Here is an 18,837-nt window from a genome sequence, read left to right as displayed (position 1 = left end):
GGCGCTCACCACGCCCTCAGGAGGGGTTTTCCAGCCGAAACTCGATGCGATCGCTGTTTCCCGCCTCATCCACCACCACCAGCTGATAGCGGCCCACCTTGCTCACTACTTGATCCCCGTCCCAGCGCAGCCGCTGGCCGTTGAGAAACCATGCCGGCTTGCCGACACCGCCCAGCACCCTGGGCTGCAACCGATAGCGCTGACTGCGGATAAGGTTGCCCTCCCCCAGTGCCAGGATGCGGATGGGGGCCTGCTGCTCGGCGCTCTGCCCCTCCCCCGCGCAGCCCCTGGCAAGCAGCGCCTGACGCCGCTCGCCGGGTGTTCGCCAAGGCTCCAGCGACAAGGGCCAGAGGGCCCGAAAACCAGATTGCGCTGCATCGGGGCAACGGGTCAGAGTCGGCTTGCCCGCGGCGGTCAGTGCGACCTGGCGCAGCGGCGAGGGCCAATCCATGGGATCCGGCAAGGTGGGAGGGTCGCGCCCTTCCAGCAACCAGGCGCTCTGATGCTGCAAACAGGCCTCAGGCAGGGTCGCGCTCCCCTTGCGCCCCAAGGGCCAGCAGATCTCCGCTTCGCTCACCGTGTTGGGTTGTGCCGGCAGGGGGCTGTTGTCCGAGAGCCGCGAATAGACAGAAAGCAGCAGTGGCACTGCCGCGCTCTGTCCATAAAAGCCGGGCATGGGGGTGCCATCGGGGCGACCAAGCCAGACGCCGATGGTCCAGCGACCGGAGACCCCCATGGCCCAGCTGTCGCGATAGCCATAGCTGGTGCCGGTCTTCCAGGCCAGCCGGTTGACCCGGCCGGTCGCCTCACTGGCAAAGGGCTGATCCGCGCGCCCCTGGGCGCTCAATATCTGCCAGATGATCCAGGCGGCCCCCGGGCTCAGCAAGGGGCGTGACACCGCCTGCTGCCCCGCCAGCCAGACCGGCATCGCCACCTGCCCCTGCCGGGTCAGTGCGCTGTAGAGCGCCACCAGCTGCTCGAGTCGAATGCCCGCTGCCCCCAGCGCGATGGCCGGATTAGGCTTGTCGGAAAGGGCCAGCCTCACCCCGGCGTTGTCGAGACGGCTGACCAGTTTGTCCGGCCCCAGCGCCTCCAGCACCTGCACCGCCGGCACGTTGAGGGATTGCTGCAGCGCTTGGGCCAGGGTCACCGGTCCCTGAAAGGCACCGGAGAAGTTGGCGGGGCGATAGTCCGAGCCCAGCCTTGGCGCATCGGAGAGCAGAGAGGCCGAGTGCACCAGCCCCTCGTCCATCGCCAGACCGTAGATGAAGGGCTTCAGCGTAGAGCCGGGAGAGCGGATCGCCTGCACCATGTCGAGGTAACCGTGGCGACGCAAATTGCCATACTCGGCGCTGCCCACATAGGCGCGCACCGCCATGGTTTTGTTGTCGACCAGGAGCAACGCCGCTGAGGTCTGTTCGGGGAAGCGACGGATATAGCTCGCCACCCGCCCCTCCAGCCAGCGCTGCAGATCCCCGTCTATGGTGGTGTGCACCAGGGCCCCGGCCTGATGGTCGGCGGCGAGGCGGGCAAACAGCGGCGCCTCCATCGGCGTGAAGTGACCGCGGGCCAGCACCGGCTCGATGCGTCCCTCCAACCATACCTGTTCGGGCCAAACGCCCTGTGCAACCAGCCGCTGCATCACCTTGTCGCGGGCGGTGCGGGCCCGCTCGGGATGCCGGTCCGGCCGGTTGCGGCTGGGAGCCTGCGGCAGCACCGCCAAGAGCGCCGCCTCGGCATAGGTCAGCTTGGCTGCACTCTTGCCGAGATAGGCAAAACTTGCCGCCTGCACCCCCTCCAGATTGCCGCCAAACGGTGCCCGGTTGAGGTAGACGGTAAGCAAGGTGCGCTTGTCATAGTGCCACTCCAGCTGCAGCGCACGGGCCATCTGGCGCAGCTTGCCGGGCACGCTCCTGTGGTAGGGCTCGATAAGGCGCGCCACCTGCATGGTGAGGGTCGAGCCCCCCGACACAGCGCGTCCGTAATGCAGCCACTGCCAGATCCCGCGCACCATGGCCACCGGATTGACCCCGGGATGACGCCAGAAGTAGCGATCCTCGTAGCCCAGCAGCGCCTCGATATAGCGGGGGGAGACCTGCTCCAGGGTCACGGGGTAGCGCCACACGCCGCTGGTATCGGCAAAGGCGCGCAGCGGTCGCCCCTTCATGTCGAGCACCACCCGCGCGTAGGCAGGATCGAGTGGCGGCGGCGGACATAGTCGATCCAGCGCCAGCAATGACAGGAGCAGTACTACAACGCCCAGCACCGAAAAGCGCAGCCAACGTGGCAGGCCACCAAGCCAATGCAAGCAAGCGCGGCCAGTGCGACCCAGGCTCAGCCAGCCACGCTGCCAGAAAGTGAGCGGGCGAACCCGCTCAAGGGAGGGTTTGTTACTCAGAGATACGCACCTCGTGGATATCCTCACCCACAGCCCGGATCTCGGGTCGGTACATATCCTCCACCTGGGTCGGCGGCACCTGATAGCGACCCGGCGTCACCGCCCGCATCAGGTAGACCAGTTGCTGGTTGCTCCCCTCGCTCAGATCCAGCGCCGCCGTGTAGCGGTCATCGCGAAACTCCTGATGCTTGAGGTAGTCGTTCCACTCGCTCTGCCACGCCGGTTTCCCCTCGATGGAGAGCTCTTCGAGCTTGATGCTGTTGCCAAGGGCCGGGTTCTCCAGCTCGAAGCCGGCGGGCACCATCTCCACCAGCAGGGCATCGGGCACCGCCGATTCACTGCTGACATTGAGCCGCACCACCACCAGATCGCCGACCTTCACCTTGGTCGGGTCAAAACGCTGACCGTCGCTGTTGAACCAGCTGCGGGTCACGCTCATTCCCTTGCTGATCCGTGCCGGCGCCTGCTCGGGGTAACCGACCAGGGTGCGCTGCACATAGAGCGAGCCCTTGCCCTCGTTGGTGACAGAGCTCGCCGCCAGTGCCTCGGGGGCACCCTGCTGCAGCGGAACCGAACCGCTCAGGGATCCACTGCCAAGAGAGGAGGTTACCCTGGCCTGCCAGTCGACGGCCGGATCGAAGCGGGCGAGTCGCAGCAGGGCGAGCCGCTCCTGGGTGCTGAGCCACTGACGGTGAGCCAGGGTGTCGGCCACTTTGCCACTGAGGGCCGGCCAACGCTCCGCAGCCAGCTTGTGCTGGCGCAGCAGGGAGAGCTCAAGGGCTTGGTCGCGCAGCGGCGAGCCGTAATCCCCCAGATAATCGTCCCCGCGCTCGGTCGCCAATGCCCGGCTGAGGGCCTTGGCGGCGTTCTGCTCATCCCCCATGGCCGAGAGGGCCAGCGAGAGGTGCAAGAGCGGCAAACCCGAGCGGGCGTGATCGGCCTGCTGCTCCCAGACAAGGCGCAGGGTAGCGAGCGGCGCCTTGCCCACCCGGGCCAGCACATAGGCACTGTAGGCCTGATAGGCCAGCCGGCTGTGCTCGGGGGCACTGCTCCAGCGCTCACCATACTGACTGTCGGTAAGATAGCTCTGCAACCGGTTCAGCGCCTGATTGAGCATCGCCTCCGGCACGGCGTCGCCCGCCTCCTTGCGCGCCAGCAGATAGTCGGCGGCATAGGCGGTGAGCCACTGCTCCTCGTCGGAGCGACCATCCCACAGGCCAAAACCGCCGCTTGGCAGTTGCAACCGCTGCAGCCGTTGCAGCAGGGCGCGTTGCACATCCGCCTCACTCGCCGCTTTCTTGCCCTCTGCGGGTTTGCGCCAGACGGCCCGCTCATCGGCTGTGGTCAGCAAGTAAGGCCAGGCACGGGACAAGGTCTGCTCCAGACAGGCATGGGGGTAGTCGGCCAGCGCCTGCCACTGGGCTGCCGGATCCCAGGGGGGAGTGCCGGAGAGGCTGAGCAGCCCCTGCAGATTGGCACGATCCAGCCCGGCCAGCTCAGCTGGCGCAAAGCTCATCTCTTGGCCGGGAGCCAGCATCTGGTAGCGCTGGCGAGTCTCGGCAGGCCAGGGGGAACGCAGCGGCAAAGTCCAGTCGCGGCTGATGGCAAAATCCTTGCCGCTGGCAGCCAACTGCAGGCTGACCCTGCCGCTCGCCCCGGTCACGGTGAGCGGCAGGGTCAGCCACTGCTCTTCGCCGTTTTTAAGGGCCAGGGTGCCGGGCAGCTCGCCGTTTGCTTTCAGCCCGCCGTTGAGGGTCCAGGCAAGGGAGAGGGTCTGATCCTCACCGCTCATATTGCGCAGCTGCACCAGGGCCCGGGTCTCATCCCCTCTGGCGCCAAAGCGCGGCCAGCCGATCTCTGCCACCAGCGGCGCCACCACCTTGACGGCGCGCTCGGCCTCGCCCACCTGCTGTTCGTTCCAGGCCAGCGCCATCAGCGCCAGCTCGCCGTTGAAGTTGGGCAGATCGAGCGGGATCACCGCCTTGCCGCTCTCATCAAAACTCACCTCGCCGCTCCAGAGCGCGGCGATCTCGACCCGGCTCTCCAGCGCGCCGCCCTTTTTCAGCGGCGCCCGGTCACCCCCGTAGTTGAGGCGAGCCAGCTTGCCATCTTGCGGCGGGATCACCTGGCCGTAGTTGTCGAACAAGTCTTGGGCGAAGCGCTTGCGACCAAAGAAGATCTCGAACGGGTCGAGTGGCCGGTAGTCGCTGATATTGAGCACGCCCCGATCCACCGCCGCCAGCACCACGCGGCCCTGACTGTTGGGGGTGGAGGTGGCGGTCACTTCCAGCCGGGTGAGCGGCACCGCTTTGTCCGGCGCGCTCAGGGTGAGCGGCAGACGACGCGCTTCCCGATCCAGGGTGAGCGGCACCAGACCGACCGATCGCAGGCTCTGCACACTCTTTTGGCTCACCGGCTTTGAGTCACTGTCTGGCGCGGCGATCTGGGCCGAGATATGCAGATCATGGCGCAGCCACTCGGGGCTGACCGGGATCTCGAACTCGCCGCGGGCATCCTTGGCATCGCCATCGGCGCCCTTGAGCTCGATGCGCTGCCACCAGCGCAGGCCGTCACCATCTTCCACCAGCAGCAACCCCTTGCCGGGGCGCGGGGCCACCAGCGTCACTTTGGCCTTGTCCCCGGCCTGATAGGCGCGCTTGTCGAGAGTGATGGCGATCTTGTCGGGCCGTGCCTGCTCGCCACCGCCGCCCCAGGCGTAGCTGCCGATCTCCACCCGCAGGCTCGATTGATGGCCCTGACTGTTCTCCACCTCCAACCGATACCAGCCCGCCGCCAGTGGCAGCGTGAGCAGGGTCGGCCCCTTGCCATCCAGCTGCAGGGTCTGCTCCTGCTCCAGATAGGGCTGGCTGTTGAACTCGTACTTCCACCCCTCCCCATCGGCGTAGTGCCAGTAGTAGTCGCGGTACTCGTTGATAAGGCGCACCTTCACCGCCCCCGCCACCGGCTGGCCTTGCTCATCGAGGTTGAGGATCTGGAAGGGGAGCGGCTTGCCCCCTTCTACCCGATCCGCCACGAAATCGGCCTTGAGTGCCGGCCACTGGCTGCCGGCGGGCCAGCCATACTGGGTGCGGCTGCGATTGACGGCGCGGCCGCCGGGTTCGGAAAGCGACACCCTATAAGCCACCTCCAGCGGCCCGAGGGCACGCACCCCATCGAGCTCATCAGCAAGCGAAAAAGTCCCCTGCCCCTGCGCATCAAGGGTGAGATTGAGAGGCTCGAGATCCTTGGCCTGCTCGGCGAGCAGCACGTCACCCAGCGTGAACTCCTGCCACTGGGTAAAGGGCATGGTGGCGCGGCTTAACTTCACCTCCGCCTTGGCCTTGGTGGCGCTCGCTGGTGCGCCGTAGAGATAGTCCCCTTGCAGCGGCAAAGTGAGGGCGGCGTCCAGACTCGTCACTTCCCCATCCGGCCCCTTGCCAAGCTGCAGTTTCAGCCGCTCCGGCAGAAACTCCTCCACCAGAAAAGGCCACTCGAAGCGGCTACCGGCGGCAGTCTTGAGGTTGATGGTCCAGCGCCCGAGCGGCGCATCCTCCAGCAGATGCAGGCCGTAGTGGGCCGCGCCCAAATTGTCCGGCAGCAGGCGCTTTTGTTCGAGCAGCTGGCCGTCCGGCTGTTTCACCTCCAGCTCCACCGCCATGCCCGGCAGCAGCTGGCCATCCTGCCCCTTGAGCAGGATCTCGCTGTCGAGCCGCTCGCCGGGGCGATAGAGATCGCGCCCGCTGAACAGATAGAGCTGTTGGGCCTGCCAGGGCTGGGTGCCGAGATCGAAGGTGGAGAGATCGAGGGCCGCCCCATCGAGGCGCAGCACCGCCAGATGGTTGCCCTGCTCGGCCAGCAGCAGGCGAGCCCCCTGCACCTGATCGAAGCGGCGATGACCTTGGGGGTCGGTGGTTTGCACCTGCAGCCGGTTGCCCTTCTGGTCGAGCAGGGAGAGCTGCACATCCTTGAGGGGGTCGGCGCTGGCCAGGGAGCTGACGAACACCTCCAGCTCATCGCGGTAACGGCGGGCACTGAGCCCCATGTCGCTCACCGCAAAGTAGGTGGTCTCCTTGCGCCAGTCGTAGTTGCCAAGGGGGGACATTACCGCAAAGTAGACGCCAGCCTCCGCCAGCTGCGGCTCCTTCACATTGATGAGGCGGGTCTCGCGCCGGTTGGCATCGAGCTCCAGCGCATAGCGGCCGCTGAACACCCGCTTGGCCCGCTTGGTGATCTGTTCAAGTTCCCAGTTGCCCATGCCGGCACCGGGGCGATACTCGGCCAGGAAACGGGGCAGATACTCCGCATCGACCCGGAAGAAGTCGATATTGACCTCATCCACATTGACCGCGCTGATGGGCAGGCGCAGCTCGTCGCGCAGCGGCAATACCATGCCGCTCGCGGTAAACGACGCCCCCGCCTCCAGCGGCCGGGTCTTGAGAGTCCAGCTCTGGGGGGATGGGCCCAGCCCCGCCTTGAGGCTCACCTCGTAGCGTTTGTCGGGTTGCACGTTCGGGAAATAGAGGGTGCGACCATCGTCGGCGAGGATCCACTCCCCCTGCACCTGCTTGCCCCCTTCACTCACAGAAAGCCAGCTCTGCCAGTTTGCCTTGGGCACCAAGGGGCCGGAGAAGACCAGGGCCAGCGCCGGGGCATCGCGGTATTGGCGTGCATTGGCTTGCACGACTGAACTCGGCTCCCCTGCCTCCTGCCGGGCAGTGGATTCGGTGGTCGGTACCTGGCTGGCAGGCTTGTCGGGGCCACAACCGGCCAGCAGCAGCGCAGTGAGCCCCGCCAGCAGCAGGGCCGACCAGCGGCGCCCGGGGACGGCCGTCTGTTGCGGTGAGGAACAAGAGAAGCGAGGGTGAGAGTCGACGCGGCGCATAAAATGTCATCCCTGATTGGCTCGCTGCCAGTGCAGCGCAATAGCCAACAGGATAAGGGATCAGGCTCGCTTGACACAAAACTCATTGCAGTTAAAACGCCGGCAGCCTCCGCCAGATGCAACAGCGCCGACCCTGGGGTCGGCGCTCGCTTGTGGCTGTGACGAGTTACTCCATTACCGCCATCTGCCAGGTCTTGAAGCCGCCGGAGAGGTTCTTCACCTTGAAGCCGTGCTGGCTCAGCAGGCGACAGGCCACGTGACCGCGCAAACCCACCTGGCAGCTGATGAGCAGCTCTTTATCCCTGGGCAGCTCATGGAGGCGGCCGCGCAGCTCATCGAGGGGGATGTGCAAGGCGCCCGGGATGCGACCAAGCTTGTCGAGTTCGGGGCCATTGCGCACGTCCAGCACCTGCTGATTGGGGTGACGGGCCTCGACCTCGGCTGCGTGGCAGAGCAGGGTATCCCCCTTCAAGTGGTTGCTTGCCACAAAGCCCGCCATGTTGATCACATCCTTGGCCGAGCCGAAGGGCGGTGCATAGGTGAGCTCCAGATCCTGCAGATCAAACACGGTGAGACCGGCGCGCTGGGCCACCGCCAGCACGTCGATGCGCTTGTCTACCCCGTCCTTGCCGATGGCCTGGGCGCCGTAAATCTTGCCATCGGGGGCAAACAGCAGCTTGAGGCTGACCGGGTGGGCACCGGGGTAGTAACCGGCGTGGCTGCCCGGGTGGACATAGACCTTCTCGAACGGCAGCCCCAGCTGCACCAGCCGCCTCTCGTTCAGCCCCGTGCTCGCCACCGCCAGATCGAACAGCTTGCAGATGGCGGTCCCTTGCGTCTTCTTGTAGGTTTCGCTTCGCCCCAGCATGTTGTCGGCGGCGATGCGCCCCTGGCGGTTGGCGGGGCCCGCCAGCGGGATCAGCACGGACTCGCCGGTGACAAAATCGATCTCCTCCACCGCATCCCCCACCGCGAAGATGCAGGGATCCGAGGTGCGCATGCCCGCATCCACCTTGATGCCGCCCCGCGGTCCCAGCTCCAGCCCCGCCTTGGCGGCGAGCAGCGTCTCGGGCTTGACGCCGATGGCGAGGATCAGCAGCCCGGTATCGAGCCGGGTGCCATCACTCAAGGTCAGGCGTAATCCACCCCTTTGTTCTGTGGCCACGGCAGCGGTTTTTTCCGCCAGCACATCCAGGCTCTCGATGGCCGAGAGGCCGGTGCGCAGGCGCAGATCGATGCCCTCCTCCCGGATACGGGCATGGAGCATGTTGGCCATCTCTTTATCCACCGGCGCCATCACCTGATCGGAGAGCTCCAGCAAGGTGACGTCCAGCTTGCGCTGGTGCAACGCCTCCATCATCTCAAGCCCGATGAAACCGCCTCCCACCACGGTGACGTGGCGCGGCTGATCGTGCGCCAGCGCCGCCAGAATGCGGTCCATGTCGGGAATATTGCGCAAGGTGTGCACACCCGGGCTGTCAATGCCGGGGAACGGAGGCCGGATGGGGGCCGCACCCGGGCTCAGCAGCAGCACGTCGTAGGCTTCGCGCCGCTCTTCGCCGCTCAGCAGGTTGCGCACCAGCAGGCTCTTGCCGGCCCTGTCTATCTCGATGACGTCGTGAAACACCCGCACATCCACGTTGAACCGGCGCTTGAAGCTTTGCGGTGTTTGCAGCAGCAGGGCATCCCGATCCGGGATATCCCCCCCGATATGATAAGGCAGACCGCAGTTGGCGAAGCTCACGAACTCGCCCCGCTCGAACATCACAATCTCCGCCTCTTCGCTCAAACGGCGGGCACGGGCGGCGGCGGACGCCCCCCCGGCCACACCACCCACAATCAGGATCCGTTTCATCTGCAAGACTCCACTCAACAGGAAATGGCCAATAAATTAGACTTATCTAATTTAGAATTCAATGAAATTTTGTTTGCCACGGATTTGCAGTATTCTTGCCCTCCGACAATTGCTCAACAGGATAGTGTCAGTTCATGTCGTCTACCGCGCTCAGCCATCTTCCGACCGCCAGCCAGGCGCCCCTGTTTTTCCGCCTGGATACCCGTAGTCAACGGCTGGTCGCCCTGACCGATGTGATGCAGACGCCGCTCCACTGGCTCGACGAGCCCCGCAGTGCCTGGCCGGCCCAATTGCCGGACGCCCTGCGCCAACCCATCGAGCAGCGGCTGGCCAGCGGCAAGGGGGGCAAGCTGGTGCTGCGCTTTGACGCCCTCCTCTGGCACATTTCCCTCTCCCACGAGCAGGACGCCTTCTGGCTCATCTGCCTGCAGACCCAGTCCCAGGAGAGCGCCGCCAGCCTGTCCCTGCAACTGCCGCGCCTGAGCCAGATGGCCAGCCAGCAGCAGTATGACGCCATGCTGGAGAGCCTCAAGGAGTGCCTGGGGGCCGATCGCCTGATCCTCTGGCACTACCAGGCCCATGGCGCCCTTGGCGGCGAGCAGCTGACCCCGGTGTTCACCCTGGGGGTGGACGCGCTCGGTGCCATTCGCGGAGACAGCCGCTACATCCGGGCCCTGCGCGCCCGGGGCGCCCTGAGCTTCTCGGAGGCGGCCCACCAGCCCATGTTGAGCCAGCACTACTATCTGGCCGATGCCAATGTCTGCTCCCGCCTGGACGGCGCCTTGCTGGAGCAGGAGAAGCTCATCGGCGTGCTCAGCCTGGAGTATGCCGAGAGCACCCTCATCAGCGATGACACCCTGCAACTGGTGCGTCATTGCGCCCGTTTGCTCGGCCACTGGCAGCCGGACCCCGTGGCGACCGACGCCCCGGACCTCGCGCCTCCCCCGGGGCTTGCCAACCTGACCGGCAACGATTACTGCCGCGCCCTGCTGCGCTGGGCCATGGGCCTGAGCGGTGCCCACAGGGGCTGGATCGGCGAGTTTCAGCCTCGCGGCCAGGATCTCTGGCTCATTCCCCGCTGCGTGGTGGAGGGGGATGCCTTCGCCGTCGTCAAACCCATGCCCATGGACATCGGCCCGGGCCGGGAGATCTTCCAGCACGGGCAGAGCCTCTACGTGGAAGATCTGGCCCTGCGCTATCCCCAGTCCAGCCAGCTGCTGGCCCTCGACGCCAAGGCCTATGTCGGCATCCCCTTCCCGGGGCCAAATGGTCTCCCCCTGGGGCAGCTCACCCTGCTGCTCGCCACCCCCCTGGCCGATCCCGCGCCCCTGCTGGACGTCCTCTACGAACAGCGCGAGCGGGCCGCCAGCGAGTTGCAGCGCCTGGCCAATGACGATGCCCTGCGCCTGGCCGAAGTGGCCTTCAACACCCACGACGGCCTGCTGGTGATGGATCACGGGGGCATCATCCTCAAGGTCAATGCCTCCTTCAGCCGCATCACCGGCTTTGCCAGCGAGGAGATGCTGGGCCTGCACATCGACGCCCTGAGGCCCACCTACTATGGCGACACCCTCAAGGAGGAGGTGATCGCGGCGGTCAACCGGCAGGGATACTGGCTCGGGGAGGAACAATGCCTGCACAGGGGGGGACACCTCTTCCCGGTGCGGCTCATGGTGAGCGGGGTCAAGGACGAGGAGGAGGAGATCAGCCACTTCGTCTGCAGCTTCCACGACATCACCCAGGAGAAGGAGACCGCCCGCCACATCGAGCGCCTCGCCTACTACGACGACCTGTGCGATCTCTACAACAGGCGCAGCCTGACCGACATCATGCAGCGCACCCTGCAGGCCCCGAGTGGTCAGTGGGGGGCCCTGCTGCTGCTGGATCTGGACAACTTCAAATCCATCAACGACTCCCTCGGTCACGCCTGCGGCGATCTGCTGCTCCAGGCCGTGGTGGTGCGACTCAAGTCCCTGCCCCAGGAGAACCTGGTGCTCGCCCGCACCTCGGGTGACGAATTTGCCCTGCTCTTCACGGCACTGGGCCAGGGCTATATCACCGCCAAGATCCTGGCGGAGCACTTTGCCCGGGAGCTGATGGGGATCTTCCGTGCCCCCTTCGACATCGGCGATCACAAGCTGCACTGCAGCGCCTCCGTGGGGATCAGCCTGTTCAGCGATGACGACAAGGATCACCTTGTCCTGATGCAGCAGGCCGATACCGCCGTCCACATGGCCAAGCGCGCGGGCCAGGGCAACCATATCTTCTTCAGTGAAGCCATGGCGGAAAAAGAGAAGAGCAAGCTTTCTCTCAACAACCAGCTGCGCGATGCCCTGCGCAACAACGAGCTGGTGCTGCACTACCAGCCCCAATACCGGGTCGACAACGGCACGCTCTCGGGCATAGAGGCGCTGCTGCGCTGGCAGAAGGCCGACGGCACCATGGTGCCACCCGGGGAGTTCATCCCCATCGCCGAGGAGACCACCCTGATCCAGGAGATAGGCTACTGGGTGATGAAGACCGCCTGCGCCCAGTACAGCTTCTGGCTCAACAACGGTCTCGCCATCCCCCATCTGTCGGTCAACGTCAGCGCCCGCCAGTTCCACACCGCCGGTTTCGTGCAGCAGGTGGAGTACATACTGCGGGACACCGGGGTGCCCCCGTCGCGCCTGCTGCTGGAGATCACCGAGTCCGTGGTGCTGGAAAACCGGCTGGAGAGTATCGCCAGGATCCGCCAGCTCAAGGCCCTCGGCCTGCTCATCTCCATCGACGACTTCGGCACGGGCTACTCGTCCCTGGCCTATCTGCGGGATCTGCCCGCCGACGAGGTGAAGCTCGACAGAAGCTTCATCCAGACCCTGGTCCACAGCGAACAGGACAAGGCCATCGTCAAGGCCATCCTGGATCTCGCCCGGGTGTTTCGTTTCACCGTCACCGCCGAAGGGGTGGAGGAAGAGGAGCAGCTCGCCGTGCTCAAGGCCCTGGGATGCCAGCATTATCAAGGCTTCCTCACCAGCCGGCCGCTCCCCGTCAAGGCACTGGAGAGCCTGCTGGGTGCCACCCCTGCGGGCTAAACTGGTAGGATTTATAGGGCTTTCTGTCATAAAATAACGACCGCTCGAACCTTGTCCGCACCATTGGAGTCGTCTATGTCAGTCATTAACCGGATCCCCGCCGTTGAATCCAAGGGACCTGCCACCCCCGGCACGCAGCGGATCCCGACCGTTGAAGCCAGCGACACCGGCACTACCGACATCATTGGCCGGATCCATTCCGTCGAGACCTGCGGGACCGTCGACGGCCCCGGCATCCGCTTCATCGTGTTCATGCAGGGCTGCCTGATGCGCTGCAAGTATTGTCACAACCGGGACACCTGGGACACCCAGGGCGGCCGCGAGGTCACCGTGCCCGAGCTGATGAAGGATCTCACCAGCTATCGCCACTTCATGAATGCCTCCGGCGGTGGCGTGACCGCCTCCGGCGGCGAGGCCATGCTGCAGCAGGAGTTCATCGCCGAACTGTTCACCGCCTGCAAGGCCCAGGGGATCCACACCTGCCTCGACACCAACGGTTTCGTGCGTCACTACGACGAGCTGCTCGACCGGGTGCTGGACAACACCGATCTGGTGCTGCTCGACATCAAGCAGATCAACGACGAGAAGCACATTCCCCTCACCCACGTCAGCAACAAGTACACCCTGGAGTTCGCCCGCTACCTGGCCTCCCGCGGTCAGACCATGTGGATCCGCTACGTGGTGGTGCCCACCTGGTCCGACGATGACGAGAGCGCAGAAGGACTCGGCCAGTTCATCGCCGAGCTGGGGGAGTGCGTCGAGAAGGTGGAGCTGCTGCCCTACCACGAACTTGGCAAGCACAAGTGGGACGTGCTGGGAGATACCTACGATCTGGTCGGCATCAAGCCCCCCAGCAAGGAGACCATGGACAGGGTCCAGGGCATCCTTGGCAAGTATCACCCCAACGTGAAGTATTGAGACAGGAGGCCGCCCGGCAGAGGGCGGCCTCTTTTCATTGCGCCGGCATTCGCCACGGCGCCATCAACGACAGCCGCATCCGGGGGAACCGCTCATGAGTGAAGGACAAGTCGCCGCCCTCCTGCTCTGGCTGGTGCTGCTCGCCTTCAGTCTGAACGCCTCCCTGCTGCGCACCCTTGGCGCCCACCCGCTCTATCAGCATCTTTGCCTCGGCGGCGCCATCGTGCTGGTACCGCTGTGGACCTTGCGGGCCGGGTTGCACGAGGGGCTCGAGATCCACTTTCTCGGCCTCACCAGCCTGACCCTGTTGCTGGGCTGGCGCCTCGCCCTGCTCGCCCCCTGCCTCACCCTGCTGCTCCTCGCTTACTTCGGGGTCATCCCCCTGGCCGACATCGGCTGGCAGGCCCTCATCGGCGTTGCCCTGCCGGTGGCCACCAGCTGGCTGCTGTTTCTGGGGAGCTGGGCCTGGCTGCCTCGCCACCTCTTCGTCTACCTGTTCGTGGCGGCATTTCTCGGGGGGGCGCTGAGCATCTCGGCCAAGGTGATCGCCAGCGCCCTGCTGATGGGGGTGAGCGGCACCTACTCCTGGCACACCATCAGCGCCGACTACCTCTCCATCTGGCCGCTGCTGCTCTTCCCCGAGGCGCTCCTCAACGGCATGACCATGACCCTGCTCGCCGTCTATCGCCCCTACTGGGTCAACACCTTCTTCGACAGGGAGTACCTGGGGCGCTGAGCCTGCCCGTGGTCCATAAAAGAAGCCCGCAGTTGCGGCAATGCTGTTCACTTAAGCGGAGCCGCATTGCGATTTACCGGAAAACGGGTCTTTGATATCTTCACCGCCCTGGGTCTCGATGGCCTGGGGCGTTTTTCTATGAACATGACGCCTATGCAGCCCCGCAACTCCGCCAACCTCCGTGGCGTATGGGCTGGCGATAACGCGCCCGCCATCACTGCCATCTGGTTCGCGATGAACTGACAGGCAAACTTAAAGCTCACCTCATTGGGCGCTCGCTGATGGGCTACGGCGGCCTGGCTGGCCTCCCGCCTGACCAGATTGTATCCAAGCAGCAATCCCCACAGCTCCTGATAGACCAAGTCCACTTTCTTGCTTCTCAGCGTGATGGCGTTGTGCTGCATCGCGCTTTTGATATCCCGGTATCCCAGCTCGATTTCCCAGCGCTCGTGGTACAGGGTCGCCACCTGAGCTGCACTGAATTGCGCCACGGGCAGGGAGGTAAAGACCGTTTTCTCCTTGCCTGCCACCTCATAGGTCACTGCGCGAACTTGCCAGTGTGTCGGCAACGCCGGGTTTTTCTTGCTAGCCTGAGGCGAGACCGTCATTTGCAACAGACGGTCACCGTCGCCATAGCGCTCAAGTTCCGTGTATACCAGCCCCTTGCGTTCCGGGATGAGCCAGTGACGGTCGGTGTCTTCGGCCTGAATACGCAGCAACAGGTCGGCACCGAAGAAGCCTTTATCCAGCAGGGTCACTGACTTGTCCGGCAATGAGTGAATGAACTCGCTGGCCAGGGGGATTTCCCCTTTGCGGTACGGGCTGATGGCCGCGTTGGCAATGACATGCGAGCGGACATTCATGAGCGTGACCAACCGCAGCATCGGGTAGGGTGTCTGCCGGTTGGTTGAGGTGTTACCCGAGCCGAAATGTGCTCTGAGTTCAGACATATCCTGGGTTCGGAACAGGGCCCCATCGATGGCAAAGACCTGTAAACCGTGCCAATGGTCTTCAGGATAACGTTCCCGCCCCCACACATCGGCGCACTGTTTGAACAGCCACTCGAGCGGCTGTTTGCCGAGTCGCTGACGGGCCTGAGACAGGGCACTGTCCGCGAGCAAGGCATCATTGGCCAACCCTTCTGCACAGATGTTGAGGCGCCGAGCGACCTCGGAGATGGGCTCATTGCGGAAAAAGGCCATCCCCACGACGAGCCACAAGACCATATCAGAAGGTAAGCGGCGTCGGCGGATAGTGGCCTTTTCAGACAAGGCGGCAGCGGCAGTAATCCATTCGTCGGGAATATGGTCGGCAAAAATGGCCAGCCGAGCCAGCATGTCGCCAGATGCCTCAACAACATCGTTCAGATCGTTTGCAATAGACATAAAAAATCCGGAACCAGTGATTGGTTCCGGATTGTCCTACAGCAGAAGGATCGGTCAATGGATCCTTAACTGATCAGCATTGCGCAGTTGCGGGCTTTTTCTCTGCTGGCAGTCAGACGCTGCGCGGGCGCAGGTGGGCATGCCAGCGGGCTTCCCACTTCTTGAACAACCAGACGATGACGAAGGTGAGCAGCATGTAGAGCAGACCTGCGGTCAGGAACGCCTCGAACGGGCTGTAGTAGCGGGAGTTGATGATCCGCGCGGCCCCCGTCAGATCGACGATGGTGATGATGCCCGCCACCGCCGACCCCTGCAGCATGAAGATCACCTCGTTGCTGTAGGCCGGCAGCGCACGGCGAAACGAGTTGGGCAGGATGATGCGGGTGAGGGTCTGCCAGCGGGTCATGCCGAAGGCGCTTGCCGCTTCTATCTGCCCCTTTGGCATGTTCATCACGGCGCCACGCACTATCTCGGCGGTGTAGGCGCCGGTGTTGAGAGTGAACGCCAGCAGGGCACAGAACCAGGCTTCCGAGAAGAGGGTCCAGGCCGCACTGTTCTTGAGCCACTCCCACTGGGCGGCACCGTAGTAGATGATGAAGAGCTGCACCAGGAGCGGGGTGCCGCGAAAGAAGTAGATATAGGCCCAGATTGGCCCCTTGATCAACCAGTTGCGGCTGTTGCGCAGTATGCCCATGGGCACCGCCAGCATGAGCCCCAGCATGAGCGAGGCGGCCACCAGCCAGATGGTGGTATAGAGACCCTCCCAGTAGGTGGGCCACTCCTTGAGAATGATCGAGAAATCCATGGCTTACCTCGTCTTGATGGCGTAGTGACGCTCGGCCCACTTGAGCGCCGAGGTAGAGACTGCGGTGAAGACCAGGAAGATCAGCGCCACCGCCATGTAGAAGGTGAAAGGCTGCTGGGTCGAGCCCGCCGCGAGCGACGCCTTTCGCACCATGTCATCGAGCCCGATGATGGAGACCAGGGCCGTGGTTTTCAGCAGCACCAGCCAGTTGTTGCCAAACCCGGGCAGGGCGTGGCGCATCATCTGGGGAAAGAGGATCCGCACAAAGACCTGGCTTGCCCGCATGCCGAAGGCACGGGCCGCCTCGAGCTCCCCCTTGTCCACCGCCAGGATGGCGCCGCGGAAGGTCTCGGTCATGTAGGCGCCGAAGATGAAGCCGATGGTAGCGACCCCGGCCGCAAACGGGCTGATGTCGATGTAATCGGGCAGCAGGGAGACCCACTCCTGGTTCGGGTTGCTCGCCAGCAGGTGGTTGTTGTAGGCCTCGTTGACCCAGGTGCAGATCCCGTTGATGAGCACCTGGCCGCCGAAGAAGAGCAGCATCATCAGCACCAGATCCGGGATGCCGCGAATGACGGTGGTGTAGGCCGCCGCGATGCCGCGTGCCCACTTGTAGGGAGAGAGCTTGGCCAAGGCCCCCAGCATGCCGAGCACCAGGGCCAGCAGCAGGGAGGCAAGCGCCACCTCCAGGGTGATCCAGGCCCCCTCCAGCAGAGAGGTTTCGTATCCTTTCAAATCAAACATATGCAATGCAGCTCCATCGCAATCGGGCCCGTCACTCCCAGCGGAAGGCAACGGGCCCGATGACTACTGACGGGATCAACCTGTCGTTGTTCGCCTGACGTCGGCTTACTCGCCGTACACGTCGAAGTCGAAGTACTTGTCGTTGATTTCCTTGTACTTGCCATTGGCACGCAGGGCCAGGATGGCGGCATTGAATTTCTCTTTCAGATCCTTGTCGGCCTTGCGCACCGCGATGCCGGCACCCTCGCCAAACCACTTGGGATCGGTCAGTTTCGGGCCGATGAACTCGAAGGCATCGCCCCCTTCCTTCTTCAGCAGGCCGTCGCTGATGGCGGCGGAGTCGGCCATCACGTAGTCGACACGGCCGGATTTCAGATCGAGGTAGGCTTCATCCGCAGTGCCGTAGCGCTTGATGGTGGCGTTGGGGAAGTTGTCGGTGATGTAGGTGTCCATGGAGGTGGCACGCTGCACGGCGATGGTCTTGCCGTCCATGAAGGCCTTGTCGAGCTGGATCTCGGTCCCTTTCTTGGCGGCGAAGCGCGCCGGGATGTGCTGGTACTTCTGGGTGAAGTCCACCTTCTTCTTGCGCTCTTCGGTGATGTCCATGGTGGCGATGATGGCGTCATACTTGCGCGACAGCAGCGCCGGAATGATGCCGTCCCAGTCCTGCTTGATCAGGGTGCACTTCACCTTCATCTCTTCGCACAGGGCGTTGGCGATGTCGATGTCGAAGCCTTTCACCTCGCCGCTCGGCTCGGTCCAGGAGAAGGGGGGATAGGCCCCTTCCACCCCGATCCGGACCTCTTTCCACTCCTTGGCCATAAGGCTACCGGAACACAGGGCCGTCATCACGGCAGTCGCCAGCATCAGCTTGTTCATGTATCTCTCCTTGATAAACACGTCGATCGTTGAAAGTACGGATGGTTGAAATTGAATCCCGTCCATCAATAGATGGACGAGATGAATTGCTTGAATCGCTCCGACTTGGGATGGGCGAAGATCTCCTTGGGATTGCCCTCCTCCTCCACGCGCCCCTGGTGCAGGAACATCACCTTGTTCGACACGTCGCGGGCGAAGGACATCTCGTGGGTCACCACCATCATGGTACGCCCCTCTTCCGCCAGCTCGCGCATCAGGCCAAGGACCTCCCCCACCAGTTCAGGGTCGAGGGCCGAGGTAGGCTCGTCAAACAGCATCACCTCGGGCTCCACCGCCAGCGCCCGGGCGATGGCGGCCCGCTGCTGCTGACCGCCGGAGAGATGACCGGGATAATAGTCGCGACGCTCCCACAGCCCCACCCGGTTGAGCAGGTGCTCCGCCTTGGCGATGGCCTCGGCACGGGGCACCTTGAGCACCTGGATGGGCACTTCGATGATGTTCTGCATGATGGTCATGTGGGACCAGAGATTGAAGCTTTGAAACACCATGGCCAGCCGGCTGCGGATACGCTCCACCTGGCGCATGTCTTCCGGCAGGCGTTCGCCGGAACGGCTGGTTTTCATCCGGATCAGCTCCCCATGGAGGGAGACGCTGCCCGATGAGGGGGTTTCAAGCAGATTGATACAGCGTAGAAAGGTCGACTTCCCCGAACCCGAGGAGCCGATGAGGGAGATCACATCCCCCTTGTGGGCCGTCATATCGATGCCCTTGAGCACTTCGTGGGTGCCAAAATACTTGTGCAGATCACGAACTTCCAGTGCGGCAACGTCGCTCATCCATTACAACCTTGTCTGTCCCTAGACGCCGCTTCGGCGTGACTCCACCACCGTCCATTTAACAAAACGTTAACCGATGGCAACCTTCAGCGAAAATATCATTGAGGTAGTGAAAAAACAATACAGAACCGAGGTATTTGGTGTTTTATCTGTATTTTTATTGGCCTATTGAGTATTTTTCAGCACTTTGTCTGCATAAAATCCATTTTTTGTCGCACCTTCCCTACCGCTCTTTTATACCCGCAGCGCACTGGTAGCAAGCATATTTCACCATATCCGCCAGATGTCACCCAAAAGGACTTTATTCACCCAGGCAGATTCCCCT

Annotated in this window: 11 protein-coding genes; 3 read left to right on the top strand and 8 right to left on the bottom strand. The window is 63.7% G+C overall.

The features are described 5' to 3' along the window. Positions 1-16: 16 nt before the first annotated feature. The 3 genes from pbpC to C3F36_RS19130 form a co-directional block, all read right to left on the bottom strand. Positions 17-2,425 (bottom strand): penicillin-binding protein 1C, encoded by a 2,409-nt coding sequence (pbpC, locus tag C3F36_RS19140; protein WP_199769620.1) that lies wholly within the window; start codon positions 2,423-2,425, stop codon positions 17-19. Continuing rightward, positions 2,391-7,280, bottom strand: coding sequence for an alpha-2-macroglobulin family protein (locus C3F36_RS19135; protein ID WP_104455699.1), 4,890 nt, complete (start codon positions 7,278-7,280; stop codon positions 2,391-2,393). The genes pbpC and C3F36_RS19135 overlap by 35 nt, the downstream gene beginning before the upstream one ends. 166 nt (positions 7,281-7,446) lie before the next feature. After that, a complete protein-coding gene (locus tag C3F36_RS19130) occupies positions 7,447-9,135 on the bottom strand; it encodes an FAD-dependent oxidoreductase (protein WP_104455698.1) in 1,689 nt (562 codons plus the stop codon). 134 nt (positions 9,136-9,269) lie between these two features. Here C3F36_RS19130 and C3F36_RS19125 point away from each other — a divergent pair, with 134 nt between their 5' ends. The 3 genes from C3F36_RS19125 to C3F36_RS19115 all read left to right on the top strand — a co-directional run bounded on the left by C3F36_RS19125 (position 9,270) and on the right by C3F36_RS19115 (position 13,863). Beyond that, positions 9,270-12,209, top strand: coding sequence for a sensor domain-containing phosphodiesterase (locus C3F36_RS19125; RefSeq protein ID WP_104455697.1), 2,940 nt, complete (start codon positions 9,270-9,272; stop codon positions 12,207-12,209). 75 nt (positions 12,210-12,284) lie between these two features. Beyond that, a complete protein-coding gene (gene pflA / locus C3F36_RS19120; RefSeq protein ID WP_010674272.1) occupies positions 12,285-13,127 on the top strand; it encodes a pyruvate formate lyase 1-activating protein in 843 nt (280 codons plus the stop codon). Between the two features lie 94 nt (positions 13,128-13,221). Further along, positions 13,222-13,863 carry an energy-coupling factor ABC transporter permease gene (locus C3F36_RS19115; protein ID WP_104455696.1) on the top strand — a complete coding sequence of 214 codons (642 nt, stop codon included), beginning with the start codon at positions 13,222-13,224 and terminating at the stop codon, positions 13,861-13,863. Positions 13,864-13,910: 47 nt separating this feature from the next. Here the strand turns inward: C3F36_RS19115 and C3F36_RS19110 are convergent, their stop codons facing one another. The 5 genes from C3F36_RS19110 to C3F36_RS19090 form a co-directional block, all read right to left on the bottom strand. After that, the gene (locus C3F36_RS19110; protein ID WP_104455695.1) at positions 13,911-15,248 is read right to left on the bottom strand and encodes an IS4-like element ISAeme15 family transposase; all 1,338 of its coding nucleotides are present in this window, start codon (positions 15,246-15,248) and stop codon (positions 13,911-13,913) included. A gap of 112 nt (positions 15,249-15,360) precedes the next feature. Further along, positions 15,361-16,053, bottom strand: a complete 693-nt coding sequence (locus C3F36_RS19105; protein ID WP_043156313.1) for an ABC transporter permease — start codon at positions 16,051-16,053, stop codon at positions 15,361-15,363. A 3-nt stretch (positions 16,054-16,056) separates the two neighbouring features. Further along, on the bottom strand, positions 16,057-16,797 hold the full coding sequence (locus tag C3F36_RS19100) for an ABC transporter permease (protein WP_010674269.1): 741 nt from the start codon (positions 16,795-16,797) through the stop codon (positions 16,057-16,059). A gap of 105 nt (positions 16,798-16,902) precedes the next feature. Next, positions 16,903-17,676: an ABC transporter substrate-binding protein gene (locus C3F36_RS19095; protein WP_010674268.1), complete on the bottom strand. Its 774-nt coding sequence runs from the start codon at positions 17,674-17,676 to the stop codon at positions 16,903-16,905. Between the two features lie 65 nt (positions 17,677-17,741). Beyond that, positions 17,742-18,512, bottom strand: coding sequence for an ABC transporter ATP-binding protein (locus C3F36_RS19090; protein ID WP_010674267.1), 771 nt, complete (start codon positions 18,510-18,512; stop codon positions 17,742-17,744). Between the last annotated feature and the right edge of the window lie 325 nt (positions 18,513-18,837).

It is taken from the genome of Aeromonas sp. ASNIH2 (assembly GCF_002934795.1).
Lineage (GTDB): Bacteria > Pseudomonadota > Gammaproteobacteria > Enterobacterales > Aeromonadaceae > Aeromonas > Aeromonas caviae.
This window is presented reverse-complemented; position numbering and strand designations above follow the sequence as displayed.